The sequence below is a fragment of the Steroidobacter gossypii genome, from assembly GCF_016801985.1.
GTDB classification, from domain to species: domain Bacteria; phylum Pseudomonadota; class Gammaproteobacteria; order Steroidobacterales; family Steroidobacteraceae; genus Steroidobacter; species Steroidobacter gossypii.
Window position 1 is genome coordinate 571,318 of record NZ_JAEVLS010000002.1, and the last position, 14,504, is coordinate 585,821.

Genomic DNA, 14,504 nt, shown 5'->3' on the forward strand with positions numbered 1-14,504 from the left:
AGGTCACTTAGATAAATATGGAACTGAGCATCCCCACGGTGGTACCCGTGAGGCAGGTGGTCAGAGTGGCGGCCAATAAGGCCTTGAAACCCAGTTGCACGATCTCGCCGCTTTTTTCCGGCGCCATGGCGCTCAGCGTGCCGATCAGGATCGCCACGCTGCCGATGTTGCCGAAGCTGGAAAGTGCGTAGGTGGCGATCAGCTCACCCTTGGCGCTCAACGCGCCCGGCTCGAGCGCCAGCAACTGCCCGTAGGCGACGACTTCGTTGAGTGCGACCTTGGTTCCGAGCAACGCTCCGACGGTATTCAGATCCGAGGTCGGCACGCCCATCAGCCAGGCGACAGGGGCGAGCAACTCGCCGAGAATCCCTGCCAGGGTGAGGGGTGCGCCCTCGTGCGGGAACAACGCGAGAATCTGATCCAACAGCGCGATCAGGCCGATGAATACAATGAGCAGCGCCGCGATGCTTGCAGCCATCTTGACGGCCACGAGCGCGCCGTGCGCGAGTGCATCCAAACTACTGCGGTAGTGATTCTCGAGCGTCAGCCGCTCATCGGCCGCGGGCGCCTCGGTTGGAATGATTGCGCGCGCCAGTCCGATCGCCATGGGAGTGCTGATGAAGGAGGCGATCAGCAAGTGACTGAACGCGTCCGGAACGCGCTGCGCCAGCATGGCGCCCAGCATGATCATCATGGACCCGGCCAGCACCGACATGCCATCCACCATGATGATGAAAATCTCGCCACGACTGAGCCGAGGCAGCAGCGGCCGGATCAGCAGCGGCGCCTCGATCATGCCTACGAAGATGCAGGCCGACGTGGAAACACCCACCGGACCGCTCACGCCGAACAGTCGGCCGAACAGCCAGGCGGCGCCACGTACGAACCAGCGCAGCACCTTCCAGTGCCACAGCAGCGCCGACAAGGCGCTGACGAATATGATCGCTGGCAGCGACTGGAACGCGAACACGGCGCTGGAGACCGCCGGCTCGGCCAGCACGAATGGCTGTGGGCCGCCGCTCAGATAGCCGAACACGAACTTGGCGCCGGCGACCGAGGATGCCTGGATGCGATCCACGGCTCTGGCGATGAACCCGAAGAAGGTCGTGACTGCCGGCACCCGTGTCAGAAACAGGGCCAGCACGAATTGACTCGCCAGGCCGATGACGATCGGTTTGAGCGGGAAGCGCCGCCGTTGCTCGGAGGCCAGCCAGGCGACTGCCACGAATATGCCGATACCAAGCGCCGCGCGTGCGATTTCAGTACCAGCCAAGGCGCCCCCTAGGCCCCGGCGACGTATGCAGATCGACGCGGAACATGCGCTGCTGTCTCCTATTAATCGCCGTGGTGTAGTGGCGCCGTGTGTGCCATGATCCTACCAGACGAACTTAAACGTTTCACTCTCTTCATGGCGCCGCGCGGGCTTGATTGGCTCGGCCGCTCCCCGCACCATGCGTGCCTTCAAGGGAAGAAGTCCAATCCATGCAGCGTAGCTCGAAAAAAACTTCACTCGGCCCCCCGCAGAAGCCGGCTCAGAAGCGGGCGACGCTCAAAGAAGTGGCGAAGACCGCCGGGGTGTCGCTGGCAAGCGCGTCCTATGCGCTCAATGGCACCGGCTCGCTGGGCGAGGCGACGCGGGATCACATCCTGCAGGTGGCCGACAAGCTCGGCTACCGCCAGAATCTCAGCGCGCGCGCGATGCGTACCGGTAAGACCGGAGCTCTCGGCCTGGTGCTGCCCGATCTTACCAATCCGTTCTTTCCCACGCTTGCGCAATCAGTCATTCAGACCGCGCGGCAACGCTCCTACAGCGTCTTCGTCACGGATACCGAAGGTTCGGAGGAACTGGAGATCGCTTCGATCCGGCTGCTGGTCGAGCACGGCGTCGACGGCATCGTCTGGTTTCCCGTGGGTGACAGAAATACCGCAGGAACCCTGCTGAGCGGCGTCCCCACGGTGGTGATCGACCGCACCATCCCCGGTTTCGAGTCGATACAGGCCGATTACGCGGGCGGCGGGCGGCTGGCGGCGGAGCATCTGGTGCAGGCCGGCCACACCTCGATCGGCATCATCTCCGGTCCGACCGACGTCTTGAGCATGCGTCAGCGGTGCGATGCCGCCGCCAGTTACATCCAGCAGCATGGCAAACTTGCGTATCGGGTCGTGAACGCGTTTTCGACGGATCTGGAACCTAAGGTCAAAGAGGCCATTCGTTCTCGCGCGGCGACGGCGGTGTTCGTCGGCGCCGACCTTATCGCGCTCGGCGTCATGCAGTACGCGCAATCCATCAAGCTCAAAGTGCCTGCCCAGCTGTCGGTCATCGGATTTGACGATGTGCCGTGGGCGCAGATGACCTCTCCCGCGCTGACCACGATCGACATGCCCTTGGGGGAGATGGCGGCAGAGGCGGTCGCCGCCCTGCTGCGCAGAACCGATGAACAAGCCGACTTGCGCCGGAAGATCGTGTTCGATACCGCTCTGGTGCAGCGTGGCTCGGTACAGCGGCCCGCAAAGCGTTAGCAGACATCAGTGCGCGCAATCGCCTCGATCCAATCGCGTTTCCAGCCTTTGGCGCCTGGATTGCCAACCGCTGCCACGCTCGTGAAGCACAGTCATTGACCGAGAGGACTGTCCGAATGCGCGCGCTGAGCGAGCATAAACTCCTGCAGCTCCGCATGAGTGGGAATGCTCGATTGCGCCCCAGGTCGCGTGCAGGCGAGGGCGCCCGCTGCATTCGCCATGCGCAAGGCTTCCGCCATGGGCAGTCCTTTGCTGAGCGCTGCGGTGAGTACGCCGCAAAACGTATCACCCGCGCCCGTCGTGTCGACGGGTGTCACCGGAAAGCCTTGCTGCATCATCAGTTCGCCCGCCAGGCGGGCCCAGCAGCCTCGCGCACCGAGCGTGACGATCACGCAAGGCACATCAATACGTTCGAGACGGTGCGCAATATCGCCATCGCGCCCGGAGATTGCCGTGAGCTCCACTTCATTGACGATCAGAACATCGACTGCCGCGAGCAGATCGAGGGGCAACGACTGGGCGGGCGCGGCATTGAGCACCACTGTGAGTCCCTGCATCTTCGCGGCGCGGGCGTAGGCAATGACGGTTTGCAGGGGAATCTCGAGCTGCAGTAGCAGGTGAGTGTAGCCATGCAATGGCGGAAGGTGGGACGCATCCAATATTTCGTTCGCGCCAGGAGCCACCGTGATGGCGTTCTCCGCGACCGCTGACACACAGATGAATGCCGTACCCGTCGAGCGATCGCGAGTACGGACAATGTACGTGCGAACGCCGGCATTGCTGAGCGACGCTTCGATCGGCGCCGCAAACGCATCTTCGCCGAGAGCGAGCAGCATGGATGTGGCTGCGTTGCCGGCACGGGCGCAGGCGACCGCCTGGTTGGCGCCTTTGCCGCCTGAATACGTCTGGAAGTCATAGCCAAGCACGGTTTCGCCCGCCGCTGGGATGTGCGACGCGCGTACCACGAAGTCCAGATTGGCGGAACCTGCGACCAGGATCATGGCTCACCGTGGCGTACTATATGCAACAGTTCCATTCCCCTTACAACTTGCGAAGTATCGCGCCGTGATGTGTGATATTGAAACGTTTCAACGATTGTTTCATATCGCTGTGATCCACACCAGCCACACGAACCCGCGTGGCGCGGTCAGTTGCTCTGGACTCCCACGGAGAACCTCTCGGCACTGCTTCGTGCCCAACGCCGTGCATCTTCGCGGGAAGCGGCAGCAACGGCGCACGCAACTGGTGAGGAGGCGGGCCAGGAGCGACGCGAAGATCGGCGCCGCATTCACGCCAACGCAGGTGCTGCCTCAGCAGCGAAGCCGCCGCAGGATTGCTGCGCCTGTCTTCGTCCACTAAGGACGAAGGGCCGCGCTAGGCCTCGGTTCACGGGGTGAGGGACCGAGGTAGGTCAACGGAATCGGCCCGGTGCTTGCGACGACTTTCTCGATCACGACATTGTCATCCAGACGCCAGATCTTCAAAGTGTGCTTTCCCGCACCGATGTCAGGAAATGCGGCCTGCAGGATCCGGGCGTTGTCTTCGACCGCCCGGTTCCAATCGCGCTGCTCTTGCAGCGTGGTTGCAGTCGGAGACGGAAGCAACTTGTCGATCAATGTCTGCATGGGGCGATCATCGATCGAGACGCCGATTCGAAGGCTGCCTCTGTCGGTCGTGTCCAGCGTTGGTGACAAGTAGAGCTGCACCGTCAGGTCGCCCGCACGACGAACCTCTATGTCGAATTCGACTCGAACCGCATCCTGCTGCGTCGTCGGACCGCGACCTTGCGGAAAAGCCGTGATACCGCCAAGCGTGCGACCGAGATTCGGAATGGTCCGCCACTCAAGGCCGCTGCCGTTGACGGCCCTGGTGTAATGAGGCGCTTCGATAGCGATGACGTCGCTCGCTTCGTCGTGAACAGGCCCGGATGCAAAAACGATCGGCTTCGCCACTGACTGCGCCGGAATGCGCGTCACCTCGGGCATCACTTGCGTCGGTGGTGACTGCCAGTTGGTGTAGCCGATGTGAGTCTGCGACATCATGCCGTCCCACTTGCCGCCGTTGACGCGATGATAGTTATCCGTCAGCGCTTGGTCGCGATGAAATTTCTCGAGCGCTTGATCGGCGAAGGCGTTGGCTCGTGCGTCTCCGGCCGCCGCCAGCCGTCGGTTCCAAGCAACCGCGTAATAGAGCTGATACAGGTTCGACAGCGCCGCGATCGGGTGCTCTACCAGCTGTAGATACGCGGCTCGTTGATCCTTTGGCAGCGCCGCCTTCACTTTCATCATGTCCAGTTCGAGGTCGTGCAATTCGGCGACCAGTGCGCCAAACTCGCCGCCGTTCAGCGTGTCGCCAACGCCTTCTCCGAGCCGGAAACTACTGGCGTCGATGAACTCGGGTTTTCGGCGCGCAGCGTATTTACTGTAACGTGTGATCAGATCCGCGATCGCATCTGCTTGTGACGCGCCGAACGTTGCGCGGGCCCAATCCCTGGGATAGCGCTCCAGTGCGTCCAGCGTCATCGCTTCAGGGTTCCACGCGTGGTCCATGAAGAAACTGAGCGGGAATTCCATGGGCTTGATATCGCCCACGTTGACGATCCACAGCGTTCTGGCGCCACGTGCGTACGCAAGATCCATCTGCTGCCAGGTCTTTTCGATCTGGACCGTGTTGAGCCACTTGTAGTTGCGAGGCGCACCTACGTAGTCGAAGTGATAATAAACGCCATAGCCGCCCTTGCGATCGAGGTTGGAGGTCGGCAGGCGGCGGATCTGCCCCCAGTTGTCGTCCGCGAACAGCAGCGTGACGTCGTCCGGAACGTTCATGCCGTGGTCGTAGTAGTCCTGCACTTCTTTGTAGAGCGCCCAGACCTGCGGGGTGTGATCCGCAGGTCGGCCGGTCACTTCTTCGATGATGCGACGCTGATCGGCGACGATGGTTTCCAGCAACCGAGTGGCCGTGCTTTCTGCCATGGCTTCGTCGCCATCGCCCCGCATGCCGATCGTGACGAGGCTCTCGTAGCGCTCGCCATTACCCTTCGACATCATCCGCTCGATGCCGCCACGCCAGAAAGCGCGCAGATTGGCGGCGTTCGTTCCATAGTCCCACTTGCCGCCCGTGACGCCTTGCTCCTTGTTTCGATGCCACTCATCATGCGCGCGTGTCATGGGCTCGTGGTGCGACGTGCCCATCACGACTCCCATCGCGTCCGCGACGATCTTGTTCTGCGGATCGTCATCGTTGAACGCTTTCGGCGGCCACATTGCCGGCCAGAGATAATTGCCCTTGAGACGAAGCAACAGTTCGAATACGTGCTCGTACATCCTGGCGTTGATGCCGCCGAACCGCTTGTTCGCCCAGCTGCTGAACGCCGGATCCTCATCGTTGATGAAGAAGCCGCGGTATTTCACTTTCGGCGCGTCACGATGCGATCCGGCCGTGATGTAAACGTTCGCTTGCCGTCGCACCGGAACGTCGGCGAACCAGTACCAGGGCGAGACGCCGATTTTCTCGGAGATATCGTAGGTTCCGTAGACCGCGCCCCGGCGATCCGAGCCCACGATGACCAATGCTCGCGCAACGTTTGGTAAAGGATGCTCGACCACGATCTGCCGAAATGCCTCCCATTCTCCGGCGATGTCGTGCGCGTCGAGCTTGCCGGCCCGTACCAACTCCTCGATGACTGCGCTTTGACCGAGCACACCGATGACGACGACATTTCCGCTCGCCTCGCCAGCGCTCGTTATGCGGCGCGCAGCCTTGCCGCCAACACGCTCCAGATCGGCGGCGAAGTTTTCCGCGACATGTTGCACGGCGGGATCCGCGAGCGAGTCAACGAGGATGGATGCCGGCTGCCCGGCTTTGATTAAAGCGAAACTGCGCGCGTTTCCGGTGGGACAGACCGATGCCGGCGAGTCACATGAGTAGGCCGCCGGCACGGTTGCCAGGGCCGCCAACAGCATCCACATTCCAACGTACAACCGCATCGTCTGCCCCTGCTTCGGAAGGCACCGCCCAAGTCGACCGCCTTCGTCTGTTACCGCTACCACTTTAGCCGTTGCGCCACAGAATCGCAAAGCTCAGCACCTTTCATGGGCCATTGTTGCGCTCTCAGTCAGCTGCCAGTCTGCTCTGGGCCGCCAGCACCCGCCGAGTGGTAGCGCTCTAGAGCCCTCTGCAGCCGTCAGCGGTCGTTGGGTCGCAGTGGTGTTCTGTACGTCTCGGACTCCCTGGGCTACACCTACGCATTGCAAGCCGATGGAACATTGGCTTGGGAGCAGCGCTACGTCAGCGTCGCGGGGCGGTCGGCAGTCGTGGTTGGCAATGACGATTCGCTGCGAATGCCAGAGGCGCCGTCGCTGCGGCCGCCGTTCCTGAGTGCCACCGTGGACGTCATCGACCGCCTCGCGACTGCGCGCTTGAAAGCCGAGGTGGGTGCCGTTGCCAGCTGTGGCAGGTTGGTGGTTGCTGGTCGGATGCACCGGGCTGAAATGAATCTCGCGATAAGGTTCAGTCCAGTTGCGGAGTGACGACAGAAACACTGAGCGCATCCGACCGCGGTCCGGGATGCAGCTCGATATGCAGTCGGCCTTCCACCACCATCGAGCCAGAAAACTCCGCGAGCAGCCGACAACGACTCTTCAGTTGTTCCGCGAGGAAGTCGCGCGCCGGGCCCGACCTGGCGCGATAGATCGCCCGCAAAGCTCGCAAGAGGTACTCTCGCACGTCCTCGCCTCCGAGTCGGCCGCTCGCGCGAAGCTTCCATAGCGCTCGACGATCGACGGTATCGCCCTCATCGGTACCGACGACGCGCAGCCGCGCGCAGGTGTTGTCCAGCCACCGCAATGCGAATGCATACGCCGCTTCGAATACTGTTTGCTTGGCAACGATGGGCTGGGCCAGCGCTTCGAATAGCAGCATGCTGCGTTCGGCTTCAGATTCTCTGTAATCATGGATCATGTAGCGCAGAAGTGAAGTTGCATCGTCGCTGATGCCACAAGCCAATCTGAATACATCCGGCACCGCGTCGTGTTGTTCCAATCTGCGCAGCCGACGAATGACATCGGCGGATCTGCCGACCGCGTGGACGGCGGCAAGATAGCTCACGAAGTACTGGCGCATCACACGCCATCTGCCTTCCCCGATGTCTCTAAAGACACCGCTCTTGATAGAAAGCAGAGGCAACAGTTGCATCATGCCGTCGTCACCGGCCTCGCATTTGAGCCAGCGACTGGCGTCGGCGGTGTTGAACTCGGTTCGTTCCTCCGCCAACAGATGGAAGCAGAGGGTGGCCAGATCGGCGAGCAGCTTGTGCGGCAACGCCCAGGGCTTGCGTGCGCGTACCACCTTCTTCTCGCGCCCCCAGCCGCCGAGCAGGACGCGCAGGTACTCACCCAGAATTTCCGTCTCGGAGAACGGAGTCACGGCATTGGTTTCGAAAAGCTTGGTCGCGATGCTTAGAAACAATGGGCTCTTCGCGTTGTCGCGCAGGCTCTCGCGCTCCGCGAGCTGACATAGGAAAAGCTCCAACTCCTCCATGGCGCGGAAGCGGTTCGCCGAATGAAACATGTGCTCGATCCACAGCACCATCTGCAAGTCCGTCAACGGCGCAAGCGACATCCATTCGAAGCCTTGCAGCTCCGGTAACTCTGGAATAGGGCGGGTTGCAATGATCATCCGCACCCCCTCGAAGCGCTGCGCGGCTTCCGCGATCTCACGAGTGGCAACGTGGCGATATTCGAAACCCACCTCATCCAGGCCATCTAGAAGGAGACAGAGCGGCCCGGACTCGCATGCTTCCGCAACGCTCGAGGTGCTCGTCTCTCCCCACAAGTCGGCCGCGTTGACCATCTTGACCGTGGATCCTTCGCTTTCCTGCAGCACTTTCGCAAGCGTGCGCATCACCAACGTCTTGCCGGCGCCGGGGCCGCCTTGAATCACCACGCGGGGCGCACCCAGTACAGTGTCCCAACTCAAGCGTTCGCGACGACCGTCATGTGCAGTGTCTCGCTCCACCGGCGGAAGGAGTGCAATGTCCATCCCTTCCTGACGACGTTGCACGTCGGGAGCTGTCGGCGCGGTGTTTGCCACCGTGATGGTAGCTGTGGCCGGCCAACTACCATCCTCGAGAAATGACCGCTGCTCCGAAGGCGTGAGCTTGCGCAGCTCGCTGCCGAGTTGGCTCAAGCGTCCTCCGCGGAGATACGCTGAAACATTGGGCAGCATCCGCTGTCCCAACGGCGAGACATGGTCGGCGGGTTGTTGCGATAGTTCTTCGAAGTCCGCCAGCGGCTCAGGCGGCACGCCGTCGGCATTTCGTACGATGTCGACGATCTGTCGTAACAGTTCGGCGCGCGGCAAGGTCCTGTCGTTCACCCATTGCGACAGGGCGGCCGTAGAGATGCCGAGCACTCGCGCCCATTCGGCGCGCGTGAACAGTCCGGTACGATCCAACAGACCTCGCAACGCGGCCGCGAAGGGACTAATGGGAACGATGGTCCTGAGGGTCGCTCGAGTGGTCATATCAGACCTCCGCATCATTGAACTGATAGGTCGGCTGATAATGCATGTCGATCGGATCGCACCAGGCGCGGCTCGATCTGGCAACAAATTCGAAACGGCGGCGGCCGCGGGCATCGACGATCGCGCGGGTCGCGGAGAACGCTTTTTCCGCGGCTTGCAGCGCCAGCGTGGCTCGGCCGGGGCTCGCGAACACCACGTTGTCGAAGGTTTTCACGAACGGCTCCAGATGGGTCACGCCGGCCGTTGCGGTCGGCATGACTTCGAAGCCTGCGGTGAAGCGACCGGTTTGCATGCTTTGTTCCAGATGCGGATGCAGAAAGCGGCGAAACGAGGCGGCATCGGACTTGGAAACTCGCCGCTGTTCGGGTGCTATGAAACTGACGGGTTGTTGATGCACTTTGGTGCCGATCACCAGCGCGTCGGCGGGCGTACACGGATGTTTCACCAGCGAGAACTGGCGCTCGAAGTCCACCAGGATGGGCACCGGCACTCCACAGGAATTCGGATGCACCAGCAGCGGCGTTTGCCGTATTTCCGCAGGCACCGCACATTCGATCTGGCGTAGCAGTTCCAGTCCTCCGGCGCCGGCGGTGATCAATGTCACCGGCGAGTCGAGCGTGATCCCGTCCCAACAGATCGCGATGTGATCGCCACGGCGCAACAGCTTCACGGGTTCGTCGATCTCGAGAAATTGCGCACCATTCTTCACGGCCTCGCCGCGAAAATGCGTCAGGACGGCCGCCTCATCGAACGGGCAGTCCGGACAAAGAAAATAGGCCGACCCACGCTCGAACAGCGCACCCAGCGACGCCTGCGCATCGGCGCTGTCCAGGCGTCGAAAATTCTCAGATCGCAGGCGGAGCAACTTTGCCTTTGCCTCGATCTCGCGAACCCGCACGGGATCTCGAACTCGCACGACCGCGCGTTCGTTGGAAGGCTCCATGCCGCACCGTGCCAGCATTTCGCGTCCTCCGAAGTAGGTCATCGTGCCGAGGAGTCGATACTCTGCTTCGTCCTTAAATATGCCCATCGGATATAAAACGCCCGATTGCAACCATCCTTGATTGCGCAGCGTGTCCGCCCTGGGGCGACCACGGTCCGTCATTCGCAGCACCAGCACGCGGTAGTCGGCCTGGCTGGCAACGGCCGCCACGGCGGTTCCCAGAATGCCGCCGCCGACGATGACGAAATCCAGATCGACGACTCGACAGCCCGTCGCCGCGGCCATCGCCGAGACCGGAGGATCAATGCGCTGACTCACTTCTCGACACCCCTAAGTTAAGCGCCGTTAAGTGTCCTCCGAAAGTGACTTTATCACACTTTATGGGCCTGAATAGCCTCAGTGATAGCGGGAAATGCCTGGATTACCCAAAGCGCGCCCCGCCTGGCCGGTTGCCAGCCGCCGCCAATCGCCTGATACAGGTGGCGCCGAAGATCGGCGCAAGGAAGGAACGATTCGAGCTGACCCTTTGCTATGCAGCATCGACGACGCTTCAGACCTTTTGTATAAGACTCCGTACTGTATGTCATAAATAATGAATTGCTTGCCATTGGCGACAACCACGAATTCGATACCCGGTCATGCGTGCCAAGAATCAGCAAAGGGATCGGTCGCATGGTGGCGCGGGGAACGTGCGGCGCTGGTCTGCCGTCGCATCTTCGGTTGCGGCCATTTTGCCGTTGCTCGCGCCAGTGAACGCTTCAGGCAAGCCGCTATGCATGCGGTGGCTCGAACGGGATTTCGCGCTGGCTTCTCGCAAGATTTTCGATGCGTCGAATAGAAAAACTCCGCGGGATGCGTTCAACGTGCTGAGGGAGCCGTTCGGCCAACCCGATGCCTCGTCGTTTGTTTTCACCAATCGCACCCGAAAGGGACAGGTCTCCCATCTGCTGCTGGTTCTCCCCGGATCGGCTTTTCATCCGGCGTATCTGCTGGAGAATATCGAGCGGGCCGTGCCAGCCAGAACCGAGGTGGCGGTCTTCGAATACCCATACCTGCAGCCAGGCGTCGATCCCGGAGCGGCGTTTGTAGCTTCTGATGAGATCGTTCGGCGGATCGCGTCGGGCCTGGCTATCTATCGGCAGCGCCATGGTTATGAAAAAGTGGGGATCTACGCATCATCAATGGGCGCATCACTCGCCGCAGGGCTGCTCCAGTCACAAGTTCGCATCGATTTTCTCGTCCTGGACGGAGTGCAGGAGACGGCACCCATGCCCATTGTTTGCAGTCGTCGCGGTTGGCTGAAAGACATATTGCCGCCACTGCTCGGAGCGTTGCCTCGAGTGATTCTGATTTCGAACCGGAACGACTTGCAGGAGCGCATCCGTGCCCTACGAAAGATTCCGTCCACCGATTTGTTTTCGGTGGTCGAGCTGGATGCCGAGCACCCGTGGGAAGACCCCGCGGATGTGGAGCCGCGCGTCGCAACTCTACAAAAAATATTCTCACCCTTACTGTAATGCTGAATCTATCCATCGTCGGGCTGACATTCATCTACGCGACCATAGTTGCCAATGCGCGATTCGATTGGCTGTCGACGTATTACCTCATCGGCGCTGTCTTCGTGGTGGGCGTGGGAGTGATCCTTGGAACCCTGCCGCAAGTGCGCATTCGCTCGTTCCGGCTGCATCTGTGGATCATCGGCATCTGCGCGTGTTTCCTATTGATGTGGTGGGCAGCTGGCACGGACTCGTTCTCCGGTCAGCAAGTGAATGATCTTTCACTTGTTGAAGCCGTGTCGAAATTCGCGCCGCGGATGCTGTTGCTCTACCTCGGACTTCTGTTGTCCTCGCAGGCGGCGCCCGCGATCAAAGACTTCTTCCACCGCTTCCTCGCGACGCCTACGACCGCGTTCACTGACACGCTGATCAAGGTGCGGGCGGCTTTCTACATTGTTCTACTTGTGGTTGGCATGTGCGCCCTGCTAACGGGGGGCTTGCCGACACTCCATTTCATTTTCGAGAACGTCGCCGGCTTATTCGGCACGGTGAAGTAGAGGGAGAGTCAGATGCTCATCAGGCTAGCTGCTGTGGTTTTGATTCTGGCGACGTTGAGCGCCGCATCCTGCAATATTGTTCGTCCCTCGGGTGGGCTATCGTCCTTGCAAGACAGGTCCTCCGCGGATGTGGCGGACACGGCGTTGGAGGCTCCCTGACCATCGCAACGATCCGCAAGCAGGTCGCGGTCGCGCTGGCATCTATCGTCATAAGCGCCTGTTCCGGACTGCCGCTGCGGGAATCCGGAACCGTGCCCGCCGAGAAGGCAGGCGCACGGTTGAGCTGCCTCGCGATGTCGGCGGGGGGATTGCGATCCGGCGCGGTCAGTCTCGGCGCCATTCAAGGCTTGCACGAGAAGCAGGCGCTTGAGCATTTCAAGCTCGTTTCCACTGTATCCGGTGGCGGTTATCCGGTTTACGGACTGCTGGAGCGAATGATCCGGGACAAGATGACGCTGCGCGACCTGTTGCGGGAACGTGGCAAATTCATTGCCGATGTGGAGCGCAACGCCGACTTCATTGGCAAGGCAGCTCTCTATTTCTGGCTGCCGTTCCAGGCTCTCGATCTGCCGGGTGCCGTGATCGCACGCAATTCCGGCTCGCTGCAAACCGAATATATCGTCGAAATCGATCAAACGTTTGGTGGCACGGCTGTGCAGCCGTCGGGAAGGCGATCATTCAACCGAGCCCGGGACATTCACAAGATCCAAGGCTTTCCCATGCCGATTTTCGGTGCCAGCGGCAGCATCGGTACAATGCAACCGGGCGCGGATCACGAGTATACCTTCGACTACTACTTCGAAATGTCGCCGGATGTGAGCGGCTCGCCGGCCATTGGTTACTTTTCGGACTTCTCACGGAAAGTCACAACAGGCGAGGCGGTTGCTATCTCAGCCGCGGCGCTCGACTTGCCCGTCGTCGCGAAAATGTTGAATATCGGCGTTGGCAGCAGCTTTCAAATGCGAGCGGCGTCTGGCCGGGATGTGAGCTTTCATCTGGCCGATGGTGGCTTCACGGAAAAGCTGGCGTTATTGCCGTTGCTCAGACGTGGCTGCACGGACATTCTGGTCTTCGACAGCTCAGGCAGCGACGACGGCTCTGCATTCCAAGCATGGAACACGTTCACGAGCAGATTGCCCCAGGAAGCGGGATGGAAGATCAGCGAAGGTGGTGAACTGCGTGCTGTGACAAGCCGCCAGCTTCCGCCAGAGCACGCTGAGCAACTTTGGGATCTGCCTCATCATGTTTGGGAAGCGGAGCTCCAGCAGGACAGCCGTCGAGTTCACATTCAACTAGTCAGGCTCGGTGTTGATCGCGTAATGGGTCTTCACTATCCACCTGAGGTGCAGCGATTCATGCAGCAGAACTGGAATGGGATGATGCCCGCGTGCGAGGGCAGCCCGCCCGCTGAGCGTTGCTCCTTTCCTATGGAGTCGACTTATCGGCAGTCATTCACTCCGGAGGAATTCCGTGCTTACCGGCTGCTCGGGAAATGGCTGGCGAAGTTGGCCGTATGCACTCGGTCCATGAAAACGGCGATGACCGATGTGGTTGAGGAAGCGACGGTGGTGCAATGCATCTCGAAAAGTGGATTCTGATGTCGGCTTGTGCGCTCGGCCTGTTTGGCTGCGTCGCACCTGTATCGAAAGATGCTCGGCCACCTTCCGAAGCGCTGGTCATCGCGAGAGCCGCAGGATTCGAGAACATCAAGGATATCTCGCCGGAAGTTCTGCGCTCGCTTCTTGACGCTGAAGGTTCGCCTTTGCAGACGTTGCACGCCGCCGGCCTTGTCGCAGGCGTGTTCAAGGGCGCTCCTGGCCTTCCTCTAGGCGCGGAAGTGGCACTTCTGCTTGCAACGTCCGGCCCCCGGCGCCGACTTGAAGATTCGCCACGGTTGCTCGTGTGGATGCCACGCGAGATGGCGGCGTCGCCACCGGAATCAATCAACGTGCTAGGGCACGTTTTGGCAAATGCCGTCGCGGCCGCGCTTCCCGAAGCGAAGGTTGAATTCATTCACAGGCAAACCGAGAAGGATCCCCCACTGGGTCGCAGATACATTCATCATGAGCGGTACATTCGGGTGGACTTGCCGGGCTGCAAGGATTGCGCCCTTCGTACGGGAGCGTTCGCCAATTACCTTCGGCCGCCTCGCGTACAGCAAGCGCCAGAATTTCTCGGCGCCTATGAGGCCTATTTCTGGGGAACATTGAGCGACGGAGACAGCTGGCTCGCCGGCTATCCCTGGACGGCCGAAGACCTCGAGCCCAGGCAGCGACGCGAGATTCTAAGAAGACTGAGTGCGCACCTGCCGATGTGGGTTTATATCTATGTGCCGTTCGATGAAAAGATCGCGCCGTATCCACACATTCTTCATCGAGGCAGGGAATTGATTTTTGTCGAGCCTGGATTTGATGACTCGCCCGAGGGATAGCCAAAGCCTGCCCTACGGTCGATCGCATGAACTAC

The 14,504-nt window shown here is 60.8% G+C and carries 11 protein-coding genes; 6 read left to right on the forward strand and 5 right to left on the reverse strand.

The window, feature by feature from the left end; all coding sequences use genetic code 11:
• Positions 1-7: 7 nt before the first annotated feature.
• Entirely contained in the window at positions 8-1,273 is a 1,266-nt protein-coding gene (locus tag JM946_RS09650) for a NupC/NupG family nucleoside CNT transporter (protein WP_203167082.1), read from the reverse strand.
• 284 nt (positions 1,274-1,557) lie between these two features.
• On the opposite strand from JM946_RS09650, the gene JM946_RS09655 reads away from it, so the two are divergent.
• Positions 1,558-2,520: a LacI family DNA-binding transcriptional regulator gene (locus tag JM946_RS09655; protein WP_203167083.1), complete on the forward strand. Its 963-nt coding sequence runs from the start codon at positions 1,558-1,560 to the stop codon at positions 2,518-2,520.
• A gap of 92 nt (positions 2,521-2,612) precedes the next feature.
• Here the strand turns inward: JM946_RS09655 and JM946_RS09660 are convergent, their stop codons facing one another.
• Both JM946_RS09660 and JM946_RS09665 read right to left on the reverse strand, forming a co-directional pair.
• Complete coding sequence (locus JM946_RS09660; protein ID WP_203167084.1) at positions 2,613-3,521, reverse strand: ribokinase; 909 nt, start codon at positions 3,519-3,521, stop codon at positions 2,613-2,615.
• Positions 3,522-3,875: 354 nt separating this feature from the next.
• Positions 3,876-6,506 (reverse strand): glycosyl hydrolase 115 family protein, encoded by a 2,631-nt coding sequence (locus JM946_RS09665; RefSeq protein WP_407700511.1) that lies wholly within the window; start codon positions 6,504-6,506, stop codon positions 3,876-3,878.
• Between the two features lie 207 nt (positions 6,507-6,713).
• Between JM946_RS09665 and JM946_RS09670 the strand changes: the two genes are divergently transcribed.
• Positions 6,714-7,049 (forward strand): hypothetical protein, encoded by a 336-nt coding sequence (locus JM946_RS09670; protein ID WP_203167086.1) that lies wholly within the window; start codon positions 6,714-6,716, stop codon positions 7,047-7,049.
• Here JM946_RS09670 and JM946_RS09675 read toward each other — a convergent pair.
• Positions 7,030-9,042 carry an NACHT domain-containing protein gene (locus JM946_RS09675; protein ID WP_203167087.1) on the reverse strand — a complete coding sequence of 671 codons (2,013 nt, stop codon included), beginning with the start codon at positions 9,040-9,042 and terminating at the stop codon, positions 7,030-7,032. The two genes, JM946_RS09670 and JM946_RS09675, sit on opposite strands and share 20 nt — an antisense overlap.
• Before the next feature lies 1 nt (position 9,043).
• The gene (locus JM946_RS09680) at positions 9,044-10,303 is read right to left on the reverse strand and encodes an FAD-dependent oxidoreductase (RefSeq protein ID WP_203167088.1); all 1,260 of its coding nucleotides are present in this window, start codon (positions 10,301-10,303) and stop codon (positions 9,044-9,046) included.
• 320 nt (positions 10,304-10,623) lie between these two features.
• Between JM946_RS09680 and JM946_RS09685 the strand changes: the two genes are divergently transcribed.
• From JM946_RS09685 to JM946_RS09700, 4 genes are all read left to right on the forward strand, one after another.
• On the forward strand, positions 10,624-11,502 hold the full coding sequence (locus tag JM946_RS09685; RefSeq protein ID WP_203167089.1) for a hypothetical protein: 879 nt from the start codon (positions 10,624-10,626) through the stop codon (positions 11,500-11,502).
• Positions 11,502-12,038, forward strand: a complete 537-nt coding sequence (locus JM946_RS09690; RefSeq protein ID WP_203167090.1) for a hypothetical protein — start codon at positions 11,502-11,504, stop codon at positions 12,036-12,038. Before JM946_RS09685 ends, JM946_RS09690 begins: the two co-directional genes overlap by 1 nt.
• Positions 12,039-12,289: 251 nt before the next feature.
• Positions 12,290-13,636 carry a patatin-like phospholipase domain-containing protein gene (locus JM946_RS09695; RefSeq protein WP_203167091.1) on the forward strand — a complete coding sequence of 449 codons (1,347 nt, stop codon included), beginning with the start codon at positions 12,290-12,292 and terminating at the stop codon, positions 13,634-13,636.
• The gene (locus tag JM946_RS09700) at positions 13,612-14,469 is read left to right on the forward strand and encodes a hypothetical protein (protein ID WP_203167092.1); all 858 of its coding nucleotides are present in this window, start codon (positions 13,612-13,614) and stop codon (positions 14,467-14,469) included. The genes JM946_RS09695 and JM946_RS09700 overlap by 25 nt, the downstream gene beginning before the upstream one ends.
• Positions 14,470-14,504: the final 35 nt, after the last annotated feature.

Bases quoted from the DNA above. Each gene is read 5' to 3' on its own strand.
- JM946_RS09690 (WP_203167090.1), top strand. From the start codon at position 11,502: ATGCTGAATCTATCCATCGTCGGGCTGACATTCATCTACGCGACCATA.
- JM946_RS09660 (WP_203167084.1), bottom strand. From the start codon at position 3,521: ATGATCCTGGTCGCAGGTTCCGCCAATCTGGACTTCGTGGTACGCGCG.
- JM946_RS09685 (WP_203167089.1), top strand. From the start codon at position 10,624: ATGCGTGCCAAGAATCAGCAAAGGGATCGGTCGCATGGTGGCGCGGGG.
- JM946_RS09700 (WP_203167092.1), top strand. From the start codon at position 13,612: ATGCATCTCGAAAAGTGGATTCTGATGTCGGCTTGTGCGCTCGGCCTG.
- JM946_RS09675 (WP_203167087.1), bottom strand. From the start codon at position 9,042: ATGACCACTCGAGCGACCCTCAGGACCATCGTTCCCATTAGTCCCTTC.
- JM946_RS09665 (WP_407700511.1), bottom strand. From the start codon at position 6,506: ATGCGGTTGTACGTTGGAATGTGGATGCTGTTGGCGGCCCTGGCAACC.